Here is a 26,218-nt window from a genome sequence, read left to right as displayed (position 1 = left end):
CTGGCCCATAGTCATGCCTTGTCCGACCAGGCCCGAGGGGTCCAATGCTGCGGCCGTGGAAGATCGTCCTGTCCGAGCGCATCAGCGCCCAGAAGGACGTGCCGCTGTATCTCCAGATCGTCTACGCCCTGATCCACGAGATCCAGGACGGGCGGCTGCAGCCGGGCGTCTATCTGCCGTCCAGCCGGGAGTTGGCCAAGACGCTGGGGGTCAATCGCAAGACCATCGTGCTGGCGTATGACGACCTGGTCGCCCAGGGCTGGCTGGAGTCTCAGGGCACGCGCGGCACGATGGTGGCCGCCAACCTGCCGGGCCAGCCGACCAAGCCCGAGGTGCGATCCAGTCCGCCGCAGAAGGCCGAGTTCCGCTTCAACGCCGTCGCCGCCAAGCCCTTTGTCCTGTCGGGCACGGACAGCCTGACCTTCGACGAGGGCACGCCGGACTACCGCCTGTTTCCGACCGAGATCCTGGCCCGCGCCTATCGCGAAGCGATCACGCGCGCCCGGCGCCGTAACCGCATGCGGTACGGCGACCCGCGCGGCTCGCTGCTGCTGCGCGAGCGCATCGCCGAGATGCTGAGCGCCCAGCGCGGCGTGACGGCCCATCCGGACAATATCTGCATCACCCGCGGCAGCCAGATGGGCGTCAGCGTCGCCGCCCGCGTGCTGCTGAACCCCGGCGATACGGTGGTGATGGAGTCGCTGACCTACACGCCCGCCGCCGACGCCTTCCGCGCCGCCGGGGCGAAGGTGCTGGGCGTGCCGCTGGACGGAGACGGCATCGACGTCGAGGCGGTGGAGCAGGCCTGCCGGGCTCACAAGGTGAAGGCCGTCTTCCTGACGCCGCATCACCAGTTCCCGACGACGGTGGCGCTGCGGCCCAAGCGGCGGTTGCGGCTGCTGGAGCTGGCGCGCCAGTTCGGTTTCGCGGTGATCGAGGACGACTACGACCACGAGTACCATTTCGAATCCCAGCCGCTGCTGCCGATGGCCAGCTATGCGCCGGACCGGGTGATCTACATCGGGTCGTTGTCCAAGCTGACGTTGCCGAGCTTGCGGATCGGCTATCTGGTGGCGCCGGTGGACGTGATCGACGCGGCGGCGACCCAGATCATGACCATGGACCGGCAGGGCAACATCCTGACCGAAGAGGCGGTGGCCGAGCTGATCGACGCGGGCGAACTGCGACGCCATGCGAGGAAGACCGGCCTGATTTACGCGGAGCGGCGGTTGTCGTTCGCCCAGTCTCTGCGACGGCATCTGGGCGACGAAGCGGTGTTCGATACGCCGGACGGCGGGCTGGCCTTCTGGGTACGGTTCAGGGACGAAGCCATGCTGAGCCGCATCCAGCGCGGAGCGGTCCGTGCGGACATCCGATTCGCGCCACCCGACAGCTACGCCGTGCCGCCCGCGATCGAGATGGGGTTGCGCCTGGGCTTCGCCAGCCTGACCGAGGGAGAGGCCGACGAGGCGTTGTCGAGGTTGAGGGCGGCCAGCGAGGGCTGACGCCCTACGGCATGAACTGAATGGTCCGGGCGAACTGGACGTCGCGCGCGCTGGGCTCGAGCCGCTCGCCCTGCATCAGGGCGACGGCGGCCGTGCCGAAGCCGAGGCCGGGGTGGGTTTCGCCCAGCACCTGGCAGGCCCCGACGCGGCCATCCTTGTAGGCGGTGCACTCCAGGGTGACCGCGACGCTGGACAGCACCGGCTCGGGCGCGAGCGACACCTGCTGGGGCGTCGGGTGCGAGCGCTCTGCGACGGTGGCAGGAGCGGTGGTGAGCAGGGCGGTGGCGATGACGAAAGCGAACATGATGCGTACCCGAATGGTCGGGTGATCAATGTTCCGGCGCGCTTTGTGTTCCAGGGGTGCGTACGACGCGTGCGAATGTCAGGGCGCCGGCTGACAGAACGGCGAAGGCCCCGGCCATCAGGAAGACGGTGGCCAGGGGCAGGCCCAGGCCGAGCAGGACCAGCACGGCGGCGGGAGCCAGGCTCTGGGGCACGGCGATCGCGACATTCATGACGCCGAGGTCGCGACCGAAGCTCTCGCGGTCCGGCAGGATCTCGGCCGTCATCGCGGCGACGGTGGTGGCGTGCAGGCCATGGGCGGCCCCGAACAGCAACTGGATCATCAGCACGCCCGGCCAGGGCGGGGCGATGCAGAGCAGCACCAGCGACGCCGCCATCGCAACCATGGCGGCGATCACGAAGGGCAGCCGCCGACCCAGACGGTCCGAAGCCACGCCGCCTACGAAGCCGGCGATCACGGTCGAGACGGTCGCGGTCGCCAACAGCAGACCGAAGACCGCGGCGGGCGACTGGCCTGTCGGCATCACCCCGGGCGGCGCGCGGCTGACCCAGAGAAACAGGTAGAGGGTGTGGATGGCGATGGCCGCCTCGGCGAACAGCCGCGAGGTCCAGACGGCGGCGAAGGTGCGGTCCTTGAGGGCGCGGAAGGACAGGGTGAAGCCGACGGAGGCTTGCGCCGTCTCCTCCAGCCGCAGCAACAGCGGCAGAACCAGAAGCACCACGGCCGCGCCGACCAGGGCGAACTGCAGGCCGACGTCGGGGTGGAGGCGGCTGATCACCAGGGCGGTGAACAGGTTGGCGAACGGCGCCGCGATGCCGGCCCAAGCGGCCACCAGACCCTTTTGCCGATCCGGCACGAGGTCCGGCACGAGGGCGTTCAGCGGGGCGAAGAAGGCGTTGACCGCCAGCTGGAAGGCGATGACCCCGACCACCAGGCTGAAGGGCGTCGAGGCGCCGGTCAGCAGGGCGAAACTGACGAGCAGGCCCCCCACGCCGCCCATGATCCAGGGGCGGCGCCGTCCCAGCGGCGAACGCGTCCGGTCGCTGAGCGCGCCGAAGGCCAGGTTGGCGATCGCCGCCGTCGCCCCGCCCCAGAAGGCGGCCTGGCTCAGCACGACGGCCGCGCCCGCCGGGCCGCCGATCGCCTCGGCCTTGGCGGGGAGCAGGAGGGTCAGCAGCGGGATGAAGCTGATGAAGGCGCCCGTCTGGGCCAGGGCGTAGCGCAGGATGAAGGCGCGCGACCGACGCTGAGTATGGATGGGCGCGGACGCCGCAGGGTCGGTCATGCGCGCATATGACGCCGCACTGTGGCTGACGTCGACCTATTGTGTGCGCGGGCGCAGCACTGCATCGTCCGCCCCCTTCCGAGGCGAGTGCGTTGACGACCAAACGACCGACCATCGACGACGTCGCGCGCCTGTCCGGGGTGGCGCGGGCGACCGTGTCGCGCGTGCTGAACGGCGGGCCGAACGTCAGCGAGAAGGTGCGCACCGCGGTGCTGGCGGCCGTGAAGACCCTGAACTACCGGGTCAATCCGCAGGCGCGATCGCTGGCGGGCGGGGGCAGCGGGCTGCTGGCCCTGATCCTGGCGTCCGACCTGGAGGCCGAGCCCAACTCCTTCTACACCTCCGCGCTGGAGCTCGGCGCGCTGCGGGAGTGCCTGGCGGCGGGCTATCAGCTGCTGACCCGTCCGGTGCCGCAGCAGAGCGCCGATCGTCACCGTCAGGTGCTGGACCTGATCGAGACCCAGCGCTGCCAGGGCGTCATCCTGACCCCGCCCTTCGCCGACGACCACGAACTGATCGAACGGATCCGGGCTCTGGACTGTCACGTCGTCGCCATTTCGCCGGGGCCGGACACGCAGGCCCTGGTCGACAGCGTCGGGGTCGACGACGAGGCGGGGGGGCACGACATCGCCGCGCATCTGATCAGCCTGGGCCACCGGCGGTTCGGCTTCATCGCGGGCATTGCGGGACACCTGTCGGCCGAGCGACGTCTGCTGGGCGTTCGCCGGGCCATGACCGAGCATGACTTGGACCCCGATGCGGTGGTGGTCGAGCGGGGCGACTTCACCTTCCGATCCGGCGGCTTGATCGCCGCGACCCTGCTGGACGGCCCGCTGCCGCCCACGGCCCTGATCTGCGCCAATGACGACATGGCGGCGGGCGCCCTTTCGGTGGCGCACGCCCGTCGACTGGATGTTCCGGGCGACCTGTCGATCACCGGCTTCGACGACACGCCGGTGTCGGAAATCGTCTGGCCGCCGCTGGCCACCGTGCATCAGCCGCTGAAGGTCATGGGCGCGGACGCCGTGCGGATCCTGGCGCGGCGTCTGTCTGGCGGGGCCGGGCAGGGCGGCGACTGGCGGTTTCATGTGGCCGAGCATCGGGTGGTGCCGCGGGCCTCCGCCGATCGCCCCCGCGTCCATCTGGCCACCGCCACGGCTTGACGGCGCCGCCCTTGTCGGGCGACTGAGACCGCTTCCAATTTCGAGCCCGCGATCAACGCGAGCCGCTTCAGGAGGGAACTTCAGGATGCGCACCTCAACGATGCGGGCCCTTGCGCCCATGCTTCTGGCGCTGCTGGCGGGCGCCTGCGCCTCGGCGCCGCCCCGGCAGAGCACGATCCAGTCCTGGGTCACCACCGGCGACCGCAGCCAGCTGATGCAGGCGCAGCCGGCGCTGGCATGGTCGGAAACGCGCGCCGATGGCCCGGCGGTCGTGGTCGATCCGAACCAGACGTTCCAGACGATGGTCGGCTTCGGCGCCTCTGTGACGGACGCCTCGGCCTGGCTGATCCAGACGCGAATGACGGCGTCCCAACGCGACGCCCTGCTGCACGAGCTGTTCGGTCGGGACGGGGAGGGGCTGGGCTTCAGCTTCACGCGCGTGACGGTCGGAGCCTCGGACTTCTCGCGCTTCCACTACTCGCTGGCGGATCAGGCGGACCCGACGCTGGCCGGCTTCTCGACCGCGCCTATGGAGGCGGAGGTCTTCCCGACCATCCGCGCCGCCCTGGCCATCAATCCGGACCTGAAGGTCATGGCCTCGCCGTGGAGCGCGCCGGGGTGGATGAAGACGACGAACTCCATGATCAAGGGCCAGCTGAAGCCCGAGTTGTACGGCGTCTACGCCACCTATCTGACCCGCTACATCCAGGCGGCGCGGGCCCAGGGCGTGCCGACCGATTATCTGAGCATCCAGAACGAGCCGGACTTCGAGCCCGAGAACTATCCGGGCATGCGCTGGGGGCCGGAGGGCCGCGCGCGCTTCATCGGCCAGAACCTGGGCCCGGCCTTCCAGGCGGCGGGCATCCAGACGCATATCCTCGACTGGGACCACAACTGGGACAAGCCGGAGCAGCCGCTGGGCGTCCTGGCCGACCCGGTGGCGCGTCCCTTCGTCAGCGGCGTCGCCTGGCACTGCTACGGCGGCGATGTCTCGGCGCAGGGGCAGGTGCGCGACGCCCATCCCGACAAGGACGTCTTCTTCACCGAGTGTTCGGGCGGGGAGTGGGCGCCGGGCTTTTCCGACAGCCTGATGTGGACGGCCAAGACCCTGATCGTCGGCTCGACCACCCAGTGGGCGCGCGGCGTGCTGATGTGGAATCTGGCGCTGGACGAAAGCTACGGCCCGCATGCCGGCGGGTGCGGCGACTGCCGCGGCGTGGTGACGATCGACAGCCGGACCGGCGCGGTCACCCGCAATCAGGAATACTACGCCTTTGGTCACGCCAGCCGGTTCGTCCGTCAGGGCGCGCGCCGGGTCGCGGTCACGGCGCCGGAGGGACTGCAGGCGGTCGCCTTCATCAATCCCGATGGATCGCGGGCGGTGCTGGTGGTGAACGACGCCGCGACGGCGACCGCGTTCGACCTCGGCGAGGGCGACGCGGCCGCCCGTGTCAGCCTGCCGCCGCGCAGTCTGGCCACCTTCACTTGGGCCGCGCTGATTTCGAAATAAGGCTGGATTGCGGAAGCCATCCAAATCAGCTACGCAATTGGAAGCGCTTCAAACGCCTCGGCGAGGAAGCGCGAATCTGGACGCGGGACGAAGAGCTCGCGCCACTGGGAAACGCGGAAGGGGAAGACATGCGCAGCATGAGCACGGGTGCGACCAAGGCGCCGAACCACAGGAATCCGAAGCTCTGGCTGTCAGCCTCGGTGCTCGCGCTGGCTCTCGCCGCGCCGGGCCTGGCCGCCGCGCAGGAGCCCGTGGCCAGCGATCAGGACGAACAGGCCGACCAGCTGGACGAGGTCGTCGTGACCGGCCTGCGTCGCGGCCTGGCCAACTCCATCAACACCAAGCGCAACGAGACCTCGATCGTCGAAGCGGTTTCGGCCGAGGACATCGGCAAGCTGCCGGACGTGTCGATCGCCGAATCGATCGCCCGCCTGCCGGGTCTGGCGGCCCAGCGCGTCAATGGCCGCGCCCAGGTCATCTCGATCCGCGGCCTGGCCCCGGACTTCACCACCACCCTTCTGAACGGCCGCCAGCAGGCGTCGTCGGGCGACAACCGCGCGGTCGAGTTCGACCAGTATCCGTCGGAACTGCTGAGCGGCGTGGTCATCTACAAGACCCCGGACGCCGAGGTTTCGGGCATGGGCCTTTCGGGCACGGCCGATCTGCGCACCGTGCGCCCGCTGGAGTTCGGCGAGCGCGCCATGGCCGTGAACCTGCGCGGCGAGGTCGTCCAGGACGGCGATCTGAACGACGACATGCGCAGCTACGGCGGCCGCTTCTCGTTCAGCTACATCGACCAGTTCCTGGACGACACGGTCGGCCTGGCCATCGGTTACGCCCACCTGGATTCGCCGTCGGCCAACCGCCACTACAAGGCGTACGGCTATGAGAGCTTCGACTTCGCGGCCCCGGCCGACGCGGCAGGCGCCTTGTTCCTGAACGGTCAGGAAGTGTTCGCCACCTCGCGGCTGAACCAGCGCGACGCCATCATCGGCATTCTGGAGTGGCAGCCGAACGACCGCCTGCACTCGGTGCTGGATGTCTATTACTCCAAGTTCGATCAGGAAGAGACGACGCGCGGCGCGCAGTGGTTCTCGAACGGCTGGGCCGACGGCGCGACCTTCACCAACGTCGAGACCGAGGATCGCGGCGGCTCGCTGTTTGCGCGCAGCGGGACGATGAACAATGCGGTGCCGATCCTCCGCAACGATCACAACACCCGCGAAGACGAGATCTTTTCGGCCGGCCTGAACACGTCCTACGAGCTGAGCGAAAGCACCACGCTGACGGCGGACCTGTCCTATTCGACCAACCGTCGTCGCGAGACGATCCTGGAGACCTACGCCGGCTACGGTACGGGCGGCGCGGCGGCCAATGGCGGGCGCACCTTCGACACCATCAACTTCGAAGTGAACGACGACGGCTTCCCGACCTATGACGAGGGTCTGAACTACGCCGACGCCGACCAGGTGTCGCTGGGCGACCGGGCGCCCTGGGGTGGCTGGGGCCACGACGGCGCCATCCGCTTCCCCGACGTGCAGGAAGACATCTTCGCGGTCGATCTGAAGGGCGAGACGGCGATGGAAGGCTTCTTCCACACCATCACCTACGGCGTGAACCGCACCGAGCGGAACAAGACCAAGCGCGTCGACGACTTCGACCTGTTCCTGAAGAACGGCCGCGCCCAGGTGCTGGTCGATCCGCAGTACCTGGTGACGCCGACGTCGCTGGACTTCGCCGGCTTCGGCGACGTGCTGTCGGTCGATATCGCCAGCGCTCTGGACGTCTACTACGACCGCGCGCCCATCCTGGACGCCAACTATTACGACAAGAACTGGGACATCAACGAGGTGGTCACGACCGCCTTCGTGAAACTGGACTTCGAAGGTGGGAACTGGCGCGGCAACGTCGGCATGCAACTGGTCGACCAGCACCAGGAATCCAGCGGCGTCATCATCAACGGCACCAACGGCGGAGCGGTCGTCCCGACGGCCATCACCGACGGTGCGGATTATCTGGATGCCCTGCCCAGCCTAAACCTGATCTACGATCTGGGCAGCGGGCACCGGGTGCGCTTCGCCGCGTCCCGCACCATGGCGCGCCCCCGCATGGACGAGATGCGCGCCAACGTGACGCCGGGCTTCAACTCGCTGGTCTGTACCGGCCAGCCCTGCCAGCCGGGCCAGACCGTGAATCCGTGGTCGGCGTCCGGCGGCAACGCCAAGCTGGAGCCGTGGCGCGCCAACGCCTTCGACCTGGCGTACGAATGGTACTTCGACGCCACGAGCTATCTGTCGATCGCCGGCTTCTACAAGTCGCTGGACACCTACATCTACACCCAGACGCAGACGTTCGACTTCTCGGGTATCCCGCTGCCGGCGACGGCTTCGCAGATCCCGGACGGCGTGATCATCAGCCCGATCGGCTCCATCAGCCTGCCGGCCAACGGCAAGGGCGGCAGCGTCCAGGGCGTGGAAATCAGCGGCGCGATCGACTTCGGAAACCTGTGGGTGCCGCTGGAAGGCTTCGGCGCTCTGGGCAGCGTCTCCTTCACCGAGTCCGACCTGAACCCGGGCACCGATCCGAACGCGCCTGTCCGAATTCCGGGGCTGTCGGGCATGGTCTACAACGCGACCGTCTATTACGAGCGCGGCGGCTTCCAGGCCCGGGTCTCCAAGCGTTTCCGCGAGGCCTTCAAGGGTGAAGTGGTCCAGCTGTTCGCCACGCGCGGATCGACCGAAATCCTCGACGACGAGCAGATCGACGCCCAGATCGGCTACACCTTCGAGAGCGGTCCGATGGAAGGCCTGGGCGTGTTGTTCCAGGTGAACAACCTGACCAACTCGCCCTATCGCACCCGTCTGGGCATCGATGGCGGCGGCACCACGACCGCCGACGGCGGATACCTGCCGGAGACCTACGAGGAATACGGCCGGCAGTTCCTGTTCGGCATCAACTATCGCTTCTGATCGGCCCGCCCCTCGAGACGGTCAGTTCGAGAAGGCGGGAGGACCCCCGAGGCCTCCCGCCTTTTTCTTTTCGTTCGCCTGAAGTCCTGTTCGCCTGATTTTGGAGACCGCCATGTCCTGGAAGAAGTTCGCCTCCCTCGCCGCCCTGTCGCTGGTCGCGGCGTGTGCGGCCGGGCCGATGGCGCCGGTACAGCAGGCCGGCCTCGATCCCTCCGACTGGCCGGCGCACCGCTCGCCCACGCCGGTCGATCAGGCGATGGAGACGCGCATCGCCAACATCGTCGCCGGCATGACGCTGGAACAGAAGATCGGCCAGATCACCCAGCCGGACATCCGCTGGATCACGCTGGACGAAGTGGCCCAGTACTACATCGGCTCGGTCCTGAACGGCGGCGGCGCCTGGCCGAACAACAACAAGCGCTCGACCGTGCAGGACTGGGCGAACCAGTCGGCCGCCTATCACGCGGCGGCGATGCGCAGCGACATGGCGGTGAAGATCCCGCTGATCTGGGGCACGGACGCGGTGCACGGGCACAGCAACGTCTCGGGCGCGACCCTCTTCCCGCACAACATCGGCCTGGGCGCCGCCAACGACCCGGCGCTGGTCGAGCGGATCGGCCGCGCGACGGCGCAGCAGGTGCGCGCCACCGGCATCACCTGGGTCTTCGCCCCGACGGTGGCGGTCGGCGAGAACCGTCGCTGGGGCCGCAGCTATGAGAGCTATTCCAGCGATCCGGCCCTGGTCGGCCGCTATGGCGCCGCCCTGGTGCGGGGGCTGCAGGGGCGGCTGACCGGCGACGGCGACGTGGTCGCCACGGCCAAGCATTTCCTCGGCGACGGCGGCACCTTCAACGGCGTGGACCAGGGTGAGAACCGGGCCACGCGCGCCCACATGATCGCCGTCCACGGCGCCGGCTACTACGCCGCGCTGGACGCCGGCGTGCAGACGGTGATGGCCTCGTACAACAGCTGGAACGACGTCGCGGCGGGCCGCGACTACGGCAAGATGCACGGCAGCCGTGAGCTGCTGACCGACGTACTGAAGGGCCGTCTCGGCTTCGACGGGCTGGTGGTGTCGGACTGGAACGGCATCGAACAGGTGCCGGGCTGCACCAAGGATCACTGCCCGCAGGCGATCAACGCCGGCATCGACGTGGTCATGGTGCCCGAGGACTGGAAGGCCTTTATCGCCAACACCGTGGCCGACGTGCGCGCGGGCCGCATCGCCGAAAGCCGCATCGACGACGCCGTCACCCGCATCCTACGCGTGAAGATGCGCTCGGGCCTGTTCCAGCATCAGCCGGCCGAGAGCCGCATCAACGGCCAGGCCTCGGCGCTGGACGTGCGCGCCCTGGCTCGCGAAGCGGTGCGCAAGTCGGTGGTCCTGTTGAAGAATGACAACGCCGCCCTGCCGCTGCGCGCCGGTCAGCGCGTGCTGGTGGTGGGCTCGAGCGCCGACAGCCTGTCCAACCAGACCGGCGGCTGGTCGCTGACCTGGCAGGGGACCGAGAACGTCAACGCCGACTTCGCCACGGGCCAGACCCTGCTGGCGGCGCTGCGCGAGCAGTTGGGCGAGGCGAACGTCACCTATTCGGTCGACGGCCGCGGCGTGGATCCGTCCCAGTTCTCGGCCGTCGTGGCCGTGCTGGGCGAGACGCCCTACGCCGAATACAACGGCGACGTTCGCTTCCCCGCCCCGCTGCAGCACAGCACGCTGCACCCCGCCGATCTGGCCGCGCTGCAGGCCGTCGCGGGCAAGGGGGCGCCGGTGGTGACCGTCTTCTATTCGGGGCGCCCGGCCTACACCAACGACCTGATGAACCTGTCGGACGCCTTCGTGGCCGCCTTCCTGCCGGGCACGGAGGCCAGCGGACTGGCCGACGTCATGCTGGGCGGTCGCTACGACTTCACCGGCCGACTGTCCTTCGCCTGGCCGGGTTCGGCCTGCTCGACCGGCGAGGACGGCGTGGTCCAGTTCGCGCGCGGCTATGGTCTGGGCTACGCTCAGGCCCGCTCGGTCGGCGCCCTGCCGACGCCGGCGACGCCGATGACTTGCCCGGTGGGATAAGGGAGACTCCATGCGGCCGCTGAAGCGCATCCTGATCGTCGGCGGCGGTTCCGCCGGCTGGATGGCGGCCGCATTGCTGTCGAAGCTGTTCAGGGGCCTCTACGAGATCACCCTGATCGAGTCCGACGCCATCGGCATCATCGGCGTCGGCGAGGCCACGATCCCCGCGATCAAGAAGTACAACGAGCTGCTCGATCTCGACGAGAACGAATTCATGCAGCGCACCCAAGGCACGTTCAAACTGGGCATCCAGTTCAATGACTGGGACCGGCTGGGCGACAGCTATATCCACGGCTTCGGCGTCATCGGCCGCGACCTGGGCTGGCTGCGAGCGCACCACTACTGGCTTCAGGCCAACCAGCGGGGCGCGGCGCCGGACTTCGCCGACATGTCCATCAACACGGCGGCGGCGCTGGAGAACCGCTTCATGCGCGCCGAGCCGAAGATGGCGGAGTCGCCGCTGGGCCATATCGGCCACGCCTTCCACTTCGATGCGGCGCTCTACGTGCGCTATCTGCGCGGCCGCGCCGAGGCAGCGGGCGTCACGCGCCTGGAAGGCAAGGTCGAGGGTGTGGCGCTGGACCCCGAGGACGGCTTCGTGCGCTCGGTGACGTTGGAGAGCGGACAGGTCGTCGAGGCGGACCTGTTCATCGACTGCTCTGGCTTCCGCGGGCTGATCACCGAACAGGCGCTGAAGACCGGCTATGAGGACTGGAGCCGCTGGCTGCCGTGCGACCGGGCCATCGCGCTGCCGTGCCCGCGCGTGGAGCCGATGACGCCTTACACCCGCGCCACCGCCCGGCCCGCCGGCTGGCAATGGCGCATTCCGTTGCAGCACCGCACAGGCAACGGCCACGTCTATTCCAGCCAGTATATGGACGACGCCGAGGCCGAGCGGATTCTGGTCGAGAATCTGGACGGGCCGCCGCTGGCCGAGCCCAACCGCATCCGCTTCGTGACCGGCAAGCGCAAGAAGGTGTGGAACAGGAATTGCGTCGCCCTGGGTCTGGCCTCCGGCTTCCTGGAGCCGCTGGAATCGACCTCGATCCACCTGGTCCAATCGATCCTGATCCGCCTGATCCGCCTCTTGCCCGACGCCGGTTTCGATGAGGCGACGACCGCCGAGTTCAATCGGCAGACCGATTTCGAATACGAGCGGATCCGCGACTTCATCATCCTGCACTACAAGGCGACGCGGCGGGACGACACGGCGTTCTGGCGCTACTGCCGCGACATGGAGGTCCCCGAGACGCTGCAGCGCAAGATGGACCTGTGGATGGCCAACGGCCGCATCTTCCGCGAGGACGAGGAGCTGTTCGCCGAGGAAAGCTGGATCCAGGTCTTCCTGGGCCAGGGCATGGTCCCGCGTGGCTATGATCCGATGGTCGGCCTGCGCCCGGACGCGGAGGTCGACGCCTTCCTGGGCAATATCACCGGCGTGATCCGCAAATGCGTGGACCGGATGCCCGACCACGCCGCCTATGTTCAGAAGGTCTGTCCGGCCGGGCCGCCGAACTAGCCCTCGGACAGTTTTTTCAGAAGCGACCGGCGCATCTGGGCCGCCGTCTGGGGCGTGGGCCGGGCCAGGGCGCCGCGCCCGGTCTCGGGCAGGTGCTCGCCCGGATCGCCGTCGGTCTCGAAGACGTAGTGGTCGAACATGGCCCGCCAGGCGCGGCGCTGGTCGGCGGGCAGGGACCGCACGCTCATCATCGCGTGCATCATGGCGTCCCACGGCGAGCCGAAGCCCCCCGGCGCCGGGTCCCACCAGTAGTTCACCAGCACATTGACCGGATCCAGCGCCTCGACGTGGTGGTACCACTGATAGGGGATGTAGAGCGCGTCGCCGGGCTCAAGCTCCGCCGTCATCGCGGCCGCCAGCGCCATGGCGAAGCGCGGATAGCGATCCAGATCCGGGTCCGTCAGATGGGGCAGGGCGACCTGCACCCCCGCGGGCGTCTGATGAAACGGCCCCATGTAGAGGTTGCTCACCTGCTCGGGCGCGAACAGGGTGAAGCGGCGTCGGCCGGCCGCCACGCAGGCGATGTTCTCGGTCGGGTCGTGGTGGATCGCCACCTTGGCCGCGTTGCCGACCCACAGACGCGGCGGCACGGCCTCTGGCAGCAGCGGCATGGGATGAGACGCCGCGAACTCGGGCAGGCGCTGCGACGCCGGCATCCCCTGCAAGGCCAGGACGTCGGGTCGCGTCTTGGCCGCCTCGGCCTCCAGCAGCGACAGGAACTCGGCCACTGTTCCCTGTTGCCGCTCGAAGTTCCGGCCTTCGACACCGGCGGCGTAATGGAGCCGTCCCTCGACCTCCGCAGCCGCACGCATGAAGGGGACGGGCTCGCCGTTCGCCAGTCCGGCTAGATAGGCTGTGGCCTGCCCCTCGCGCGCCGCCTGGACCAGCGGCCAGTCGCTGACCAGACCGCGCATCACCACCGGTTCGGCGGCCCGGCGAACGTCCGCGAAGATATCGGGCGAGACGCGATCGATTTCCCGGATGGGCGTCATCCGGCTACAGTGGGCCAAGGCGGAGGCCGGGTCGAGGACGCGATGAACCAGCAGCGGATCCGCGTCGAAACGGTCGGGGCCGAGGCTGTGCCGGTGGTCGTGATCGACGATTTCTCGCCGGACCCGGACGCCCTGGTCGAAGAGGCCGTCCGCCTGACCTACCAGCCGCTGGGCGCCTTCTATCCCGGCCCGCGCGCGCCGGTCGGGGCGGCTTACTTCAAGGGGCTGAACGGCGTCATCGCCGCCGTCGCGAAACAGGTCTTCGGCGCCGCCGATCGCGTCGCCTGCGACCGCGCCCTGTATTCCATCAGCACCGCATCGCCGGGCGACCTGTCGCTGGCCCAGCGTATTCCGCATGTCGATGACACCGAGGCGGGAAAGCTGGCCATCGTCCACTATCTGTCACGCGCGGACCTGGGCGGGACCGCCTTCTATCGCCATCGGTCCACGGGGTTCGAGCGCATCACGCCGGATCGGCACCGGGCCTATCTCGACGCGCTCAAGGCCGACTTCGCGGCCCACTGCGAGCCGCCCGCAGATTACATCGACGGCGACACGGTTCTGTTCGAACAGACGGCCGCCTTCCGCCCCGCCTTCAATCGTGCGCTGATCTATCCGGGCAATCTGCTGCACTGCGCCTGTCTGGCCGGGCAGGCGCTGTCGCCCGACCCGCGCGTCGGCCGCCTGACCGTCGCCAGCTTCCTGACCGCGCGATGAGGGGCTGGCGCCGAAACTAAACGGTCGAGCAGAATTAATATCTACAAGATTGGTAGGAGATGGGTTAGCCTACCTTCGATCGCGGTTGCGCCGGTGTCGCCGGATCGGAGGGCGCGCCCCATGACGTTCCAGAACCCTGACCGCTACGAGCGGCAAAGCCGGTTCGATGACGAGGCCTCGGGCCCCGAGGTCGAGGTCGTGCACGCGCTGGCTCTGGAAGACACTGTCGCCCGATTGCAGCGACGGGGCGATCGGATCATCCGCGTGCGCGCCTTCTCGACGCCGTTTGGCGACATGGGCGAGGACGCCGATGGCGACGATCAGGCGCTCGACCTGACCTCGGCGCGCGATCCCCACGTCCGGCTGTCGCTCTTCATCGGCGAAGCGCCGCTGATGTTCGACTTCTTCGAGATCGAGTTCGAGCCGGTCGCCGTGGTCGGGCGGGCCTGATCGGGCGTCGACCGCGTGCGTCATGGGCGCTAAAGCATCGGGATACCCGCGATTGAAGGCGTCCCATGCAGTTCCTGATCATCGGCCGTGACGGCACGGACGCCGACGCTCCAGCGCGCCGCGCCGCGGCGCGTCCGGCGCACATCGAAGGCCTGAACGCCCGGCGCGCGGCCGGCGAGGTGGTCGAGGTCGGCGCCCTGTTGAACGATGAGGGCGTGCCCATCGGCTCTGCGATGATCGGCGAGTTCGCGGACCGCGCGGGCGCCGAAGCCTACGTCGCGGCCGAGCCGTACACCCAGGCCGGCGTCTGGGTCACGACCGAGATCACGCCGCTGCGGCTGCTGAAGTTCGACTGACGGCGCGCCGCGTGAGCCCGGCGCAGCCTGACCGGATTACTGCAACAGGACGTGCGCCGCCTCGGCGTGCCAACCGATCCAGACGGGTTCGTCCCAGGTGAAGTCTTCCTGGTCCCAGCGGGTCAGATTGGGGCGGATGACGCGGATGCGCTTGCCGTCTGCGGCGCCGTTGGGGCCCTCGAGCCGAATGTCGTAGACGGACTCCGAGCCCAGATAGGCGATGTCGACGATGACGCCGCGCGCGGTGTTGTAGCCTGCGGGGGTGCCTTCCATGACGGGAGGTTCGACGTCGGTCTCGCCGCGCTTCATCAGCTCGACCTTCTCCGGACGCAGCGCCAGCCAGATGCCGGCCGTTTCCGAGGCGCCGGCGCCGTGGTCCAGCCACGCGGTGCGACCCAGTTCGGGCAGGGCGATGACGGCGTGGTCCGACGCTTCGTTCGTGACGCGGCCCTCGAACAGGTTCACCCCGCCGATGAAGTCGGCGACCAGGCGCGAGGAGGGGAATTCATACAGGTCCGGCGGCGTCGCGACCTGCAACAGCGAGCCCTTGTTCATGACGGCGCAGCGGGTCGCCAGCGCCAGCGCTTCGTCCTGGTCGTGTGTGACCATGACGAATGTGATGCCCAGCTTGTCCTGCAGGGCGGACATCTCGAAGCGCAGCTCCTCGCGCAGCTTGGCGTCCAACGCCGAGAGAGGTTCGTCCAGCAGAAGCACGCGGGGCCGTTTGACGATGGCGCGGGCCAGGGCGACGCGCTGGCGTTGGCCGCCTGACAGCTGGTCCGGCATACGCTCGCCGTAGCCGGCCAGCTGGACCAGTTCGAGCGCCGCCGTGGCGCGTTCGCGGCGCTCCTCCGGTGCGACGCCGTCCATGCGCAGGCCGTATTCGATGTTCTTCTGGACCGAGAGGTGCGGGAAGACGGCGTAGGACTGGAAGACCATATTGACCGGCCGCTGGTTCGGCGCGGCGCGCGTCACATCCTGGCCGTCGATCAGGATCTGGCCCGAGGTCGGCAGCTCGAAGCCGGCCAGCATCCGCAAAAGGGTGGTCTTGCCGCAGCCTGACGGGCCCAGCAGGGCGAAGAACTCGCCCTCCTGGATGGACAGCGACACGTCGTCGACGGCGGTGACCGGACCGAACCGCTTGGTGACGTTGCGAAACTCGATGATGGCGGCCATCAGGCGTCCCGGCTGTGCCGCGCCTGAAGGCGCAGGGCGATGAAGGTGAGGACGACGGTCAGCACCAGCAGCACCGTCGAGATGGCGTTGACCTTGGGCGTCACCGAGAAGCGCATCATCGAATAGACCTTCACCGGGAAGGTCACCGTGTCCGGCCCGGCGGTGAAGAAGGTGATGACGAAGTCGTCCAGCGACAGGGTGAAGGCCAGCAGAGCCCCGGCGAGCAGGGCGGGGCGCAGGTGCGGGATGACCACATCGGCCAGCGCCCGCCACGGCCCGGCGCCCAGGTCGCGCGCGGCTTCTTCCATCTCGACGTTGAAGCTGGCCAGACGCGCGCGGACGATGACGGCCACGAAGGGGAAGCTGAAGGCGACGTGGGCGATGATGATGGGCCCCAGAGAGATCGGCCACGGCGTGCCCGACGGCCACGGCATGATGCGCGCGAAGAAGATCAGCATGGCGACGCCCATGCAGATCTCCGGCGCCACGATCGGCAGGGCGAAGCCGCCGTCCACGGCCGCTCGGCCCGGGAAGCGGAACCGCCACAGGGCGATGGCCGCCAGCGTCCCAAGCACCAGCGAGAAGACGGTCGAGACGCCGGCGATGGCCAGCGAGTTGCCCAGCGCCGCGATCAGCTCGCGGTCCGCGAAGGCCTTGTCGTACCAGTCCAGTGTGAAGCCGACCCATTTGGTGATGCGGCGGCTGTCGTTGAACGAGAAGACCACCAGCACGACCAGCGGGGCGTAGAGAAACACGAAGGTCGCCCACAGCGTCAGCCGCAGCGGCCAGCGGCGGCTGTAGTCCAGCAATGCGGGTTCGCTGCGCGCCATCAGTCGGCGTCCGCCGGACGGCGGCCCTTCCACAGCGCCTGCATCAGGATGCCGGCGAAGGTCATGTACATCAGCAGGAAGGCCAGAGCCGCGCCGAAGGGCCAGTCGTTGGCGCGCTTGAACTGGCGCTCGATGACGTTGGCGATCATCAGGCTGTCGGGGCCGCCCAGCAGGTCCGGCGCCAGATAGCTGCCCAGCACGGGAATGAAGGTCAGCAGCAGGCCGGATGCGATGCCCGCGCCCGCCAGCGGCACCACCACGGTCATCACGGCGCGCAGATGACTGGCGCCCAGGTCCAGCGCCGCCTCGATCAACGACCGGTCAAGCCGGTCCAGAGCGGCGTAGAGCGGCAGGACCATGAAGGGCAGGTGGACGTAGACCAGGCCGATGACGACGGCGGTGTTGGTGTTCATCAGCCGCAGCGGCTCGAACCCGGCCCAGCCCAGCAGGAAACTCAGCACCCCGTTGATCACCCCTTCGTCGCGCAGGATGGCGATCAGGGCGTAGGTGCGGATCAGAAGGTTGGTCCAGAACGGCAGCATCACCCCGATCAGCAGCCAGGTCTTCAGGTTCGGGGGCGCGAAGGCGATGGCCAGTGCGACCGGAAACCCGACCAGCAGGCAGATCAGGGTGGCCAGGGCCGAGAACAGCAGCGACTTGCCCAGGATGCCCAGATACAGCGGCTCCAGCGCGCGCGCGTAGTTGGCGAAGGTGCCCGAGATCTCGATCTCGGTCAGGCCGCTGTTGGTCCCGAAGCTGTAGCCCAGCACCACCGCCATGGGCACGGCGAAGAAGACCAGGAACCACACCAGCGGCGGGCCCAGCAGGGCGATGAAGCCGACCGGATTGCGGCGCCAGTCGATCGTGGATCGCATCAGGTCGGGCGGCTCAGGCGGCGCGGACGCGGGTGATGGCGTCCTCGAACAGGCGCGCCTGCTCAGGCCCCTCGAACTTGCCCCATTCGCTCTTGTCCATGCCCACGCCGGTGGGGAAGACCATCGGGTTGTCGCGATAGCTGGCGGGCATCAGCGCCTTAGCCGCCGCGTTGGGCGTCGGATAGAGGATGGTCTCGCTGATGTGCTTGCCGGCCTGCGGGTCCAGCAGGAAGTTGATGAACTTGTGCGCCAGCTCGGCGCGCGGCGCGCCCTTGGGAATGGCCAGGGTGTCGGCGTTCAGCAGCGAGCCTTCCTTGGGCACGACGAAGCCGATGTCGTCATCCTCCGCGGCGATCTGGGCGATGTCGCCGTTGAACTCCATCACCAGGTCGACGTCGCCGGACAACAGCATGTCCTGGCCGTTGTCTTCGTGGAACGCCTTGATGTTGGGCTTCTGGCGGATGAGCATCTGCTCGACGGCCGCGATGTCGGCGGCGGTCAGGCCATTCAGCGACTTGCCCATGTATTTGGCGCCCAGACGGATCAGGTCGGCCGCCTCGGACAACAGGGCGATGCGGCCCTTGTAGGCGTCGCTGTCGTACAGCCACTTCCAGCTATCGGGCACGCCGTTCACCTTGGACTTGCGATAGCCGATGCCGGTGACCAGCCAGGTATAGGGCACCGAGTGGCGCGGCGAGGGGTCCCAGTCGGACGTCTGGAACTCGGGCGCGATGTTGGTGAAGTTCGGGATCTTCGACAGGTCCAGCGCCGTCAGCATGTCGGCGGCGCGCATCCGCTCGACGAACTCGTTGGACGGCACGATGACGTCATAGCCGGGATTGCCGGCCTTCAGCTTGGCGAACAGCTCGTCGTTGGTGGCGAAGTAGGAGGCCGAGACGCGCACGCCGTTAGCCTGCTGGAAGTCCTGCAGCGTGTGCTCGCCGATGTAGGTGTCCCAGGTGTAGAAGTTCAGCGTTTCGGCGCTGTCGCCCTTGCCGCAGGCTTCAAGCGTCAGACCGATCCCGGCCACGCCCATGGCGGCCATCAGGCTGCGCCGCGACAGCCCCGACCGCGTCCCGCCAAAGCCCAGCCCACCCGAACCGATAGCCATCAGATCCCCTTCCGCCGCCATATGCCGTTCCCGGAATGGGTAGGGCAGGCCGTCCGCGAAATGAAGGAAATTATTGCGGTGGCGAACGTCGGGTTCGACCCCGGGCCTAGCGCACTCGCGTCAGCAGATCGGCCATGACCGTCTTGCCGAGACCCGGAATACGGGCAGAGGCGGTGGTGGCGGCCGCGCGGTTGCCGGCGGCACCGACCTGGATCAGGCCGACCATGCCCATGCCGGTGTGGGGCGTGCACTTGTAGCCGTAGAGGCCGGGGACGGTCAGCGTCACCTCGATCTCCTGGTTGATGCGGCCATTGAAGGGCGTGGCGCCGTCGGGCGTCATGCCGGTGATGGAGGCGGCGTTGTGGCCCCGGTCGGTGGCGATGAACTTGACCGTGTCGCCGGCGCGCATCCGCAGGAACGGCGGGTCGAACACCATGCTCGCGCCGTTCGCGCCGGTGTTCAGCATCCGCACCTGATGGCTGGCGGCCGAGGCCTGTCCGGCCACGAGGGCCGCGCCGCCGCCGGCCATCAGGGCGGCCACGGCGCGCCGGGTCATCGACATCATCAGATCACGCCTTCTTTCAGGAACTCGGCGGCGTAGTGGGCGCCGCGGGCCGACATGGCCATGTAGGTCAGGGAGGGGTTCTGGCAGCCCGACGAACTCATGCACGAGCCGTCGGTGACGAACAGGTTCGGCACGTCGTGCGCCTGGTTGTAGCCGTTCAGGACCGAGGTGTTCGGGTCGCGGCCCATGCGGACCGTGCCCATCTCGTGGATGCCGAGACCCAGGCCGCCGGAGTGTTCGCGCACGGTGACGTTAGTGCAGCCGGCCATCTCCAGCATCTCCTTCGCATCGGCGTTGGCCTGGGTGATCATCTTGCGATCGTTGTCGCCCAGCGAGCATTCGATGTGCGGGATCGGCACGCCCCAGCGGTCGGTCTCCTTGTTCAGGGTCACGCGATTGTCGGCGCGCGGCAGCATTTCGCCGAAGCCGCCGAGGCCCAGGCCCCAGCCGCCCGGCGCGCGCATGCTGGCCTTGTAGGCCTCGCCCGTGCCCGGCCGCCCGACGCCGCGCCGCCAGTTGCCGCGCATGGCGCCGCCCTGGAAGCCGAAGCCGCGCAGATAGCCGTCGCCCGGCTCGGTCACATTGCGATAGCGCGGAATGTAAAAGCCGTTGGGCCGGCGGCCGTGGTGGTAGAATTCCTCGAAGCCCGGATAGCCGCCCGAGGCGCCCATGCCGCTGATGTGGTCGACCAGATAGCGGCCCACGGCGTCCGACCGGTTGGCGATGCCGTTGGGGTTCGCCTCCGACGTCGAGTTCAGCATGATCGCCGCGCTGCCGATGGTGGAGGCGCACAGGAAGATCACCTTGGCCTCGTAGGTGCGGCCGACCTTGGTGTTGTAGTCGACGACGCGCACGCCGGTCGCCTTGCCGGTCGCCGGGTCGTGGACGATGCTGTCCACGATGGCGTCGGTGACGATGGTCAGGTTGCCGGTCCGCTCGGCCGCCGGCAGGGTGGCGCTGAGGCTGGAGAAATAGGCGCCGTAGGAACAGCCGCGTTCGCACAGGCTGCGGTACTGGCAGGCCATGCGGCCCAGTTCCTCATGCTCGGCCGTCGGCGCCGTCAGGTGGGCGCAGCGGCCGATGATCATGCGGCGCGTCGGATAGGCGGCGGCCAGCTTGCGCTGGAACTCCAGCTCGACCGGCGTCATGTCCATCGGCGGCAGGAATTTGCCGTCCGGCAGCTGATCGACGCCGTCGTTGTTGCCCGAGATGCCGGCGAAGGTTTCGACGTGGTCGTAGAACCTCGTCATGTCCTCATAGCGGATGGGCCAGTCGACGCCGTGGCCGTCCCTGGCGTTGGACTCGAAGTCCATCGCGCTCATCCGGTACGATTGGCGGCCCCACATCAGCGAGCGGCCGCCCAGGTGGTAGCCGCGGATCCACCAGAAAGGCTTGTCCTCCGGGAAGGTGTAAGGGTGCTCGCTGTCCTTGACCCACCAGCTCTTGTTGGCGGTCGAGAAGGCGTAGCAGGCGCTCTGGATCTTGTAGTCGGCCTCGACCTCGTCCTCCGGAACCATGCCGAAGTTCTCGACCTGCCACGGGGCCTTGTCGTCGGTGTAGTCGGTCTGGTGCTCTACGTTCTTGCCGCGCTCCAGGACCAGGACCTTCAGGCCCTTCTCGCACAGCTCCTTGGCTGCCCAGCCGCCGCTCATCCCCGAGCCCACCACGATTGCGTCAAACATGGCGTGCTCCTCAGACGGCCCAGCAGCGGGTGGAGGCGTCGGCCGGAATCGAAGCCTCCCAGACGCCGGGCGCCAGCTCGTACCGCAGCTCCTGCGTCGCCCCGGCTTCGGTGGTGTAATAGGTGGTGACGATCAGGTCCTTCAGGCGCCGATAGGGCCAGTCGCCCCGGCTGAAGGCCTCGGCGTCATAGGCGGCGACCACGGTGTCCAGGTCGGCGGGCGACAGGTCGGCCAGACCCTTGCCGGCCTTGGCGCGCGACCAGGCGTCGACGGCGTCCAGCGCCCCGTCGAACATGGCGCGGGTGTCGGCGGCGGCCCAGTTGGCGATCAGGGCGTCGATGTACTGTGGCACGCCGGCTTCCCGGGCGCCGGGCGTGTCCGTCTGCGGGATAATGGCGCCGCTGAGCTGTTCCAGCACCGCGCGGCGGGCGGGTGTGAAGTAGCCGTCGCCCGCCACGGCCTCGGCGAAGCTGAGGCTCGGCACGCCGAGCGCGCCCGCGCCGACCAGGGCCATCAGGCCCCGCATCAGGTCGCGGCGATCGAAAGCTCCAGTATCGTGCGCCATCGTCTCCCCCAGGTGAACGGGCGCTTAGGCGCCTCTATCTGGCCGAACTGTGCGCAATCGGCGGCGCCCTGTCCAGCGTTGCCGCCACGTCATGTGAACGTTGATGATGAAACCGGCCCAGGCCCGCCCGCGAAGACGGGCCCGGCTCGGCGTCAGGCGTTCGCCGCCGCCTTCTTGCGATCGCGGAACGACAGCAGGAAGACGACCGCCACGGTGGCGGACAGGGCGGCGGGGATCAGCCAGATGGTGCTCCAGTCATGCTGGGTCGGCGAGACGGTGTTGGCCACGTAGATCTGGTTGGCCAGCAGGCTGCCGATCACCGAACCGACGCCCCAGGTCACCAGGGCCAGGAACGACTGGGCGCGAGCGCGGGTCTCGGGCGGGAAGTGTTTGTCCACCCAGATGGTGCCCGCGACCAGGAAGAAGTCGAAGCAGATGCCGTGCAGCACCAGCCCACCCAGGAGCAACGGCATGATCGGACCGTTGGCGTCGAAGCCGTTGGCGAACAGGACGTAACGCACCGCCCAGGCGACCATGCCGATCAGCAGCACGCCCTTCATCCCGACCCAGCGGAAGAACAGCGGCAGCAGCAAGAGGAAGCCGACCTCCGACACCTGGCCGATGGCCTGAACCGTCGCGGCGGCGTCGACACCGACCTCGACCAGGAAGGTGTTGGCGTAGGCGTGGTAGAAGGCGACCGGGATCATCAGCAGCAGCGAGCAGATGATCAGGGTCCAGAACGACTTGTCGCCGGTCTTGATGGCGTCCAGCCCAAGCAGGGAGACGGCGCTGACCTTGCCTTCCTTGGCCTGCGGCGGGGTCTTGGGCAGGGTGAAGGCGTAGAGGCCGTACAGCAGCGAGGCGCCGCCCGCGATCTGGATCGGCAGGGCCGTCTGTTCGGCGTGCAGAACCTGGCCGACCAGGATGCCGCCGACGATCCAGCCCAGGGTGCCGAACACCCGCACGGCCGGGAACTGGCGCTCGCCATTGGTCATGGCGGCGAAGGCGACCGTGTTCGAAAGCGCGATGGTCGGCATGTAGCAGAGGAGGACGCCGAGGGTGGCGGCGAACATCACGCCCGCGTCGGCGCCCACCAGCGACAGGGCCAGCAGGAAGCCGCCGCCCATGAGGTGCAGCACGCCCATGACCTTCTGCGCCGAGAAGTAGCGGTCCGCGATGGCTCCGACGAACAGGGGCGCGGCGATGGCCGCCCAGCCCTGGGTCGAGAAGATCGTGCCGATCGAGGCGTCCAGTCCGTGCCTGGACAGATAGGCGCCGAACGGCACCCACCAGACGCCCCAGACGAAATACTGGGCGAACATCATCAGCGACAGCCGAAGCCGTGTCGAAAGGTTCATGGTTTCCTCCCCCTCTCGCCGGCCTGTCGCCGGCTTGTGTCGTGTCAGTCGGTCAGGCCCAGGATGCGGCGGTTGCGCGCCGCGTCAGGGGCCGATCCGGCGAAGTCGTCGAAGGCGCGTCCGGCCTTCTGGATCATGTGTCGGGCGATGAAGGGCGCACCCTCGGCGGCGCCCTGTTCCGGCGACTTCAGGCAGCATTCCCACTCCAGCACCGCCCACCCCGCGTAGTCATGCTGGGTGAAGGCCGAGAAGATCGCCGAGAAGTCCACCTGGCCGTCGCCCAGCGAGCGGAAGCGCCCCGGCCGGTCGACCCAGCCCTGGTAACCGCCATAGACGCCCGCCCGCCCGGTCGGCCGGAACTCGGCGTCCTTCACGTGGAAGGCTTTGATCCGCGAATGGTAGATGTGGATGAAGTCCACATAGTTCAGCTGCTGCAGCAGGAAGTGGCTGGGGTCGTACAGGATTTTGGCGCGCGGGTGGTCGTCCACCGCCGCCAGGAACCGCTCGAAGGTCACGCCGTCGTGCAGGTCCTCGCCGGGGTGCAGTTCGAAACAGGCGTCCACGCCGTTCTCGTCGAACACGTCCAGCAGCGGCTTCCAGCGGCGCGCCAGTTCGGAGAAGCCTTCCTCGACCAGACCCGCCGGGCGCTGCGGCCAGGGATAGACGGTGTGCCACAGCAGGGCGCCGGAGAAGGTGGCGTGGGCGCTCAGGCCCAGGCGACGGCTGGCCTTGGCCGCCATGGTCACCTGACCGCGCGCCCACTCAGTGCGCTCGGTCGGCTTGCCCTGAACCGCCTGGGGCGCGAAGCCGTCGAACAGGTCGCCGTAGGCCGGATGCACGGCGACCAGCTGGCTCTGCAGGTGGGTCGACAGTTCGGTGATCGCCACGCCCGCCTCGGCGCAGACGCCGGTCAGCTCGTCGCAATAGGTCTGGCTCTCGGCGGCCTTCTGCAGGTCGATCAGACGCGCGTCCCAGGTCGGGATTTGTACACCCTTGTAACCGAGGTCGGCCGCCCAGCGGGCCATGTTCGGCAGGGTGTTGAACGGCGCTTCGTCGCCCGCGAACTGCGCCAGAAAGACGCCGGGTCCCTTCATCGAACGCTCTCCATGTCGATCCACGCCCCGTTCGCCTGACTGCTGTCATAGGCGGCCTGGACAAAGCGGTTGCCCGCCACGCCCTGCGCCAGGCTGGCGTAAGCTGGCTGATCCGGCGCCTGGCCGCGCACCGCAAGGGCGAAGTCGCGATAGATGTTGCCGAAGGCTTCCAGATAGCCCTCCGGGTGGCCAGCCGGCAGGCGCACTGCCGCCGCCGCCGCCGCGCCGAGGTAGCCACGGTCCGAACCGGCGGACCAGGTCTCGACCGGGCCCTGCCGCCGCGCCAGCGCCAGTTGGTCAGGCTGTTCCTGACGCCAGTGGACGCCGCCTTCCTCGCACCAGACCGACAGGCTCAGGCCATTGGCGTCGCCGGCGCAGATCTGGCTGGCCACCAGCGTGCCGCGCGCGCCGCCGTCCAGATGGAACAGGGCCGCGCCGTCGTCGTCCAGCACCCGGCCGGGCACCACGGCGGCGATATCGGCGCTGATCTTCCGCATCGACTGGCCGCAGACGTATTCCACCAGATTGAAGGCATGCACGCCGATGTCACCGAAGGCGCCGCCGACGCCCGACCGCGCCGGATCGGTGCGCCATTCCGCCTGTTTGCCGCGCGCGTCCTCGGCCTTGGACAGCCAGCCCTGCGTGTAGCGAACCGCCACCCGCCGCACCGCGCCCAGCGACCCGCCCGCCACCAGATCGCGCGCCTGCCGCACCATCGGATAGCCCAGGTAGGTGTGGGTCACGCCGACCAGTCCGCCGGTCCGCTCGGCCGCCGCCTGGATGCGGATCGCCGCCTCAAGCGTGTCGCCCAGCGGCTTGTCGCACAGCACCGGGAAGCCGGCCTCCAGCGCCGCCTCGGCCACGGGCGCGTGCATGTGGTTGGGCGTGACGATGGCGATGAACTCGGCCCGCTCGCCCTCCGGCAAGGCCCGCTCGCCGTCCAGCATGGCCGGGTAGCTGGCGTAGGATCGATCGGCCGGCAGGCCAATGGCCGCCCCCGACCGCGCCGCCTTGTCGGCATCGGCGCTCAGCGCGCCGGCGACCAGCCGGCAGTTGCCGGCGATGGCCGCGGCGGTGCGGTGGACGGGGCCAATGAAGGCGCCTTCGCCCCCGCCGACCATGGCGTATCGAACAGGGGTCATCAGTCTCAGGCGATCGATTTCAGATAGGCGAGGCTGTCGCGCAGCCCCTCGAGCGGCGGGTGCGCGAAGGGCGGCTCCTGCTCGATGAAATAGCCCTGGACCTTGCCGCCCTGGGCGGCGCGGAAGACGGCGGGCCAGTCGATGGAGCCCTGACCGACCGGCACGCTCTGCTGATCCGTGGCGATGACCCCTGGAGTCCGCTCGCGCGTGCGCATGTCCTTGACGTGCAGCAGGCTGACGCGGTCCTTGTAGCGGGTCAGCATCTCGGCCGGATCGTAGCCGGCGATGGCCACCCAGCCGAGGTCCAGCTCCAGATCGACCAGCTCCGGATCGGTCATCCGCACCATCTCGGCATAGGCCTCGACGCCGTCGTACGCCACGAACTCGGCCGCGTGATTGTGATAGCCGAACTTGACGCCGACCGACTCGGCCACCGCCCCGATGCGGTTCATCGCCTCGGCGTTCATGCGCCAGTCGGCCAGGGTCATGGCGTCGGCCATGGCGTTGACCCACGGCTTGTCCGTCGCCATCGGGCGCGGAACATAGGGTGAGGACGCCATGCAGAACTTCACCCCGACCTCGCGCACGGCCGTCAGCTTGGCTTCCGTATCGGTCATCAGGTCGCCGAGCGAATAGTGGGAAGAGAAGGCGTCGAGGCCGGCCGCGTCCAGCGCCGCCTTGAACTGCGCCGGCGTCTTGCCGAGCAAGCCGGCGGTCTCGACGCGCTGGTAGCCGATGGCCTTCAGCGCCCGCAGGGTGCCCTCGAAATCCTTGGCCAGCTCTTCCTTGACGGTCCAGAGCTGGAGCCCGGCCGGAAGGCTCAGCGGCGTCGCCGCCCGCGCCCGTCCGCCCATGGCGCCGGCCAGGATCGTTCCACCGGCCATGGCCAGCATCTGTCGCCGCGATGTCATCATCACTGGCCGTCTCCCCTGAGTAACGGCGTCTCTATGACGGGCTCGCGGCCCTGGACGCCTGTGTCCAC

At 68.6% G+C, this 26,218-nt stretch carries 23 protein-coding genes; 9 read left to right on the top strand and 14 right to left on the bottom strand.

What is annotated here, in order from left to right:
* Positions 1–44: 44 nt before the first annotated feature.
* Entirely contained in the window at positions 45–1,505 is a 1,461-nt protein-coding gene (locus ASG17_RS13090) for a PLP-dependent aminotransferase family protein (RefSeq protein ID WP_056104673.1), read from the top strand.
* Between the two features lie 4 nt (positions 1,506–1,509).
* Here the strand turns inward: ASG17_RS13090 and ASG17_RS13085 are convergent, their stop codons facing one another.
* Positions 1,510–1,809, bottom strand: a complete 300-nt coding sequence (locus ASG17_RS13085; RefSeq protein ID WP_056104670.1) for a hypothetical protein — start codon at positions 1,807–1,809, stop codon at positions 1,510–1,512.
* Positions 1,810–1,834: 25 nt separating this feature from the next.
* On the bottom strand, positions 1,835–3,094 hold the full coding sequence (locus ASG17_RS13080; RefSeq protein WP_056104667.1) for an MFS transporter: 1,260 nt from the start codon (positions 3,092–3,094) through the stop codon (positions 1,835–1,837).
* 92 nt (positions 3,095–3,186) lie between these two features.
* On the opposite strand from ASG17_RS13080, the gene ASG17_RS13075 reads away from it, so the two are divergent.
* The 5 genes from ASG17_RS13075 to ASG17_RS13055 all read left to right on the top strand — a co-directional run bounded on the left by ASG17_RS13075 (position 3,187) and on the right by ASG17_RS13055 (position 12,323).
* Complete coding sequence (locus ASG17_RS13075) at positions 3,187–4,257, top strand: LacI family DNA-binding transcriptional regulator (RefSeq protein WP_056104664.1); 1,071 nt, start codon at positions 3,187–3,189, stop codon at positions 4,255–4,257.
* An 85-nt stretch (positions 4,258–4,342) separates the two neighbouring features.
* Positions 4,343–5,767 carry a glycoside hydrolase family 30 beta sandwich domain-containing protein gene (locus tag ASG17_RS13070; protein ID WP_156367872.1) on the top strand — a complete coding sequence of 475 codons (1,425 nt, stop codon included), beginning with the start codon at positions 4,343–4,345 and terminating at the stop codon, positions 5,765–5,767.
* Positions 5,768–5,895: 128 nt separating this feature from the next.
* Entirely contained in the window at positions 5,896–8,736 is a 2,841-nt protein-coding gene (locus tag ASG17_RS13065; protein WP_056104658.1) for a TonB-dependent receptor, read from the top strand.
* 112 nt (positions 8,737–8,848) lie between these two features.
* Positions 8,849–10,804: a glycoside hydrolase family 3 protein gene (locus tag ASG17_RS13060; protein ID WP_056104654.1), complete on the top strand. Its 1,956-nt coding sequence runs from the start codon at positions 8,849–8,851 to the stop codon at positions 10,802–10,804.
* 10 nt (positions 10,805–10,814) lie between these two features.
* Positions 10,815–12,323, top strand: a complete 1,509-nt coding sequence (locus tag ASG17_RS13055; protein WP_056104651.1) for a tryptophan halogenase family protein — start codon at positions 10,815–10,817, stop codon at positions 12,321–12,323.
* On the opposite strand, the gene ASG17_RS13050 is transcribed toward ASG17_RS13055, so the two are convergent.
* Positions 12,320–13,315, bottom strand: coding sequence for a cupin-like domain-containing protein (locus ASG17_RS13050; protein ID WP_056104649.1), 996 nt, complete (start codon positions 13,313–13,315; stop codon positions 12,320–12,322). The two genes, ASG17_RS13055 and ASG17_RS13050, sit on opposite strands and share 4 nt — an antisense overlap.
* Before the next feature lie 42 nt (positions 13,316–13,357).
* Between ASG17_RS13050 and ASG17_RS13045 the strand changes: the two genes are divergently transcribed.
* The 3 genes from ASG17_RS13045 to ASG17_RS13035 all read left to right on the top strand — a co-directional run bounded on the left by ASG17_RS13045 (position 13,358) and on the right by ASG17_RS13035 (position 14,838).
* The gene (locus tag ASG17_RS13045; protein WP_056104646.1) at positions 13,358–14,032 is read left to right on the top strand and encodes a DUF6445 family protein; all 675 of its coding nucleotides are present in this window, start codon (positions 13,358–13,360) and stop codon (positions 14,030–14,032) included.
* 120 nt (positions 14,033–14,152) lie between these two features.
* Positions 14,153–14,482: a hypothetical protein gene (locus ASG17_RS13040; protein ID WP_056104644.1), complete on the top strand. Its 330-nt coding sequence runs from the start codon at positions 14,153–14,155 to the stop codon at positions 14,480–14,482.
* Between the two features lie 65 nt (positions 14,483–14,547).
* Complete coding sequence (locus tag ASG17_RS13035; RefSeq protein WP_056104641.1) at positions 14,548–14,838, top strand: YciI family protein; 291 nt, start codon at positions 14,548–14,550, stop codon at positions 14,836–14,838.
* A gap of 36 nt (positions 14,839–14,874) precedes the next feature.
* On the opposite strand, the gene ASG17_RS13030 is transcribed toward ASG17_RS13035, so the two are convergent.
* The 11 genes from ASG17_RS13030 to ASG17_RS12980 form a co-directional block, all read right to left on the bottom strand.
* Positions 14,875–16,014, bottom strand: coding sequence for an ABC transporter ATP-binding protein (locus ASG17_RS13030; RefSeq protein WP_056104639.1), 1,140 nt, complete (start codon positions 16,012–16,014; stop codon positions 14,875–14,877).
* Positions 16,014–16,844: an ABC transporter permease gene (locus ASG17_RS13025; RefSeq protein ID WP_056104636.1), complete on the bottom strand. Its 831-nt coding sequence runs from the start codon at positions 16,842–16,844 to the stop codon at positions 16,014–16,016. Before ASG17_RS13025 ends, ASG17_RS13030 begins: the two co-directional genes overlap by 1 nt.
* Positions 16,844–17,719: an ABC transporter permease gene (locus tag ASG17_RS13020; RefSeq protein WP_056104633.1), complete on the bottom strand. Its 876-nt coding sequence runs from the start codon at positions 17,717–17,719 to the stop codon at positions 16,844–16,846. The genes ASG17_RS13025 and ASG17_RS13020 overlap by 1 nt, the downstream gene beginning before the upstream one ends.
* A 13-nt stretch (positions 17,720–17,732) precedes the next feature.
* The gene (locus tag ASG17_RS13015; RefSeq protein ID WP_056105060.1) at positions 17,733–18,830 is read right to left on the bottom strand and encodes a PotD/PotF family extracellular solute-binding protein; all 1,098 of its coding nucleotides are present in this window, start codon (positions 18,828–18,830) and stop codon (positions 17,733–17,735) included.
* A 106-nt stretch (positions 18,831–18,936) separates the two neighbouring features.
* Positions 18,937–19,395: a pseudoazurin gene (locus tag ASG17_RS13010; protein ID WP_200935088.1), complete on the bottom strand. Its 459-nt coding sequence runs from the start codon at positions 19,393–19,395 to the stop codon at positions 18,937–18,939.
* Positions 19,395–21,077: a GMC oxidoreductase gene (locus ASG17_RS13005; protein WP_056104630.1), complete on the bottom strand. Its 1,683-nt coding sequence runs from the start codon at positions 21,075–21,077 to the stop codon at positions 19,395–19,397. The genes ASG17_RS13010 and ASG17_RS13005 overlap by 1 nt, the downstream gene beginning before the upstream one ends.
* A gap of 10 nt (positions 21,078–21,087) precedes the next feature.
* Positions 21,088–21,642, bottom strand: coding sequence for a gluconate 2-dehydrogenase subunit 3 family protein (locus tag ASG17_RS13000; RefSeq protein ID WP_056104625.1), 555 nt, complete (start codon positions 21,640–21,642; stop codon positions 21,088–21,090).
* Positions 21,643–21,794: 152 nt separating this feature from the next.
* Positions 21,795–23,000, bottom strand: a complete 1,206-nt coding sequence (locus ASG17_RS12995; protein WP_056104622.1) for an MFS transporter — start codon at positions 22,998–23,000, stop codon at positions 21,795–21,797.
* A 44-nt stretch (positions 23,001–23,044) separates the two neighbouring features.
* Positions 23,045–24,094 (bottom strand): sugar phosphate isomerase/epimerase, encoded by a 1,050-nt coding sequence (locus ASG17_RS12990; RefSeq protein ID WP_056104619.1) that lies wholly within the window; start codon positions 24,092–24,094, stop codon positions 23,045–23,047.
* Positions 24,091–25,236 (bottom strand): Gfo/Idh/MocA family protein, encoded by a 1,146-nt coding sequence (locus ASG17_RS12985; protein ID WP_056104616.1) that lies wholly within the window; start codon positions 25,234–25,236, stop codon positions 24,091–24,093. Before ASG17_RS12985 ends, ASG17_RS12990 begins: the two co-directional genes overlap by 4 nt.
* A gap of 5 nt (positions 25,237–25,241) precedes the next feature.
* Positions 25,242–26,150 (bottom strand): sugar phosphate isomerase/epimerase, encoded by a 909-nt coding sequence (locus ASG17_RS12980; protein ID WP_056104614.1) that lies wholly within the window; start codon positions 26,148–26,150, stop codon positions 25,242–25,244.
* Positions 26,151–26,218: the final 68 nt, after the last annotated feature.

This window comes from Brevundimonas sp. Leaf363 (genome assembly GCF_001424025.1).
In the GTDB taxonomy this organism is placed as follows: Bacteria; Pseudomonadota; Alphaproteobacteria; order Caulobacterales; family Caulobacteraceae; genus Brevundimonas.
Note: the sequence above shows the minus strand (reverse complement) of the source record. Positions and strands in the feature narration are given on the sequence as shown.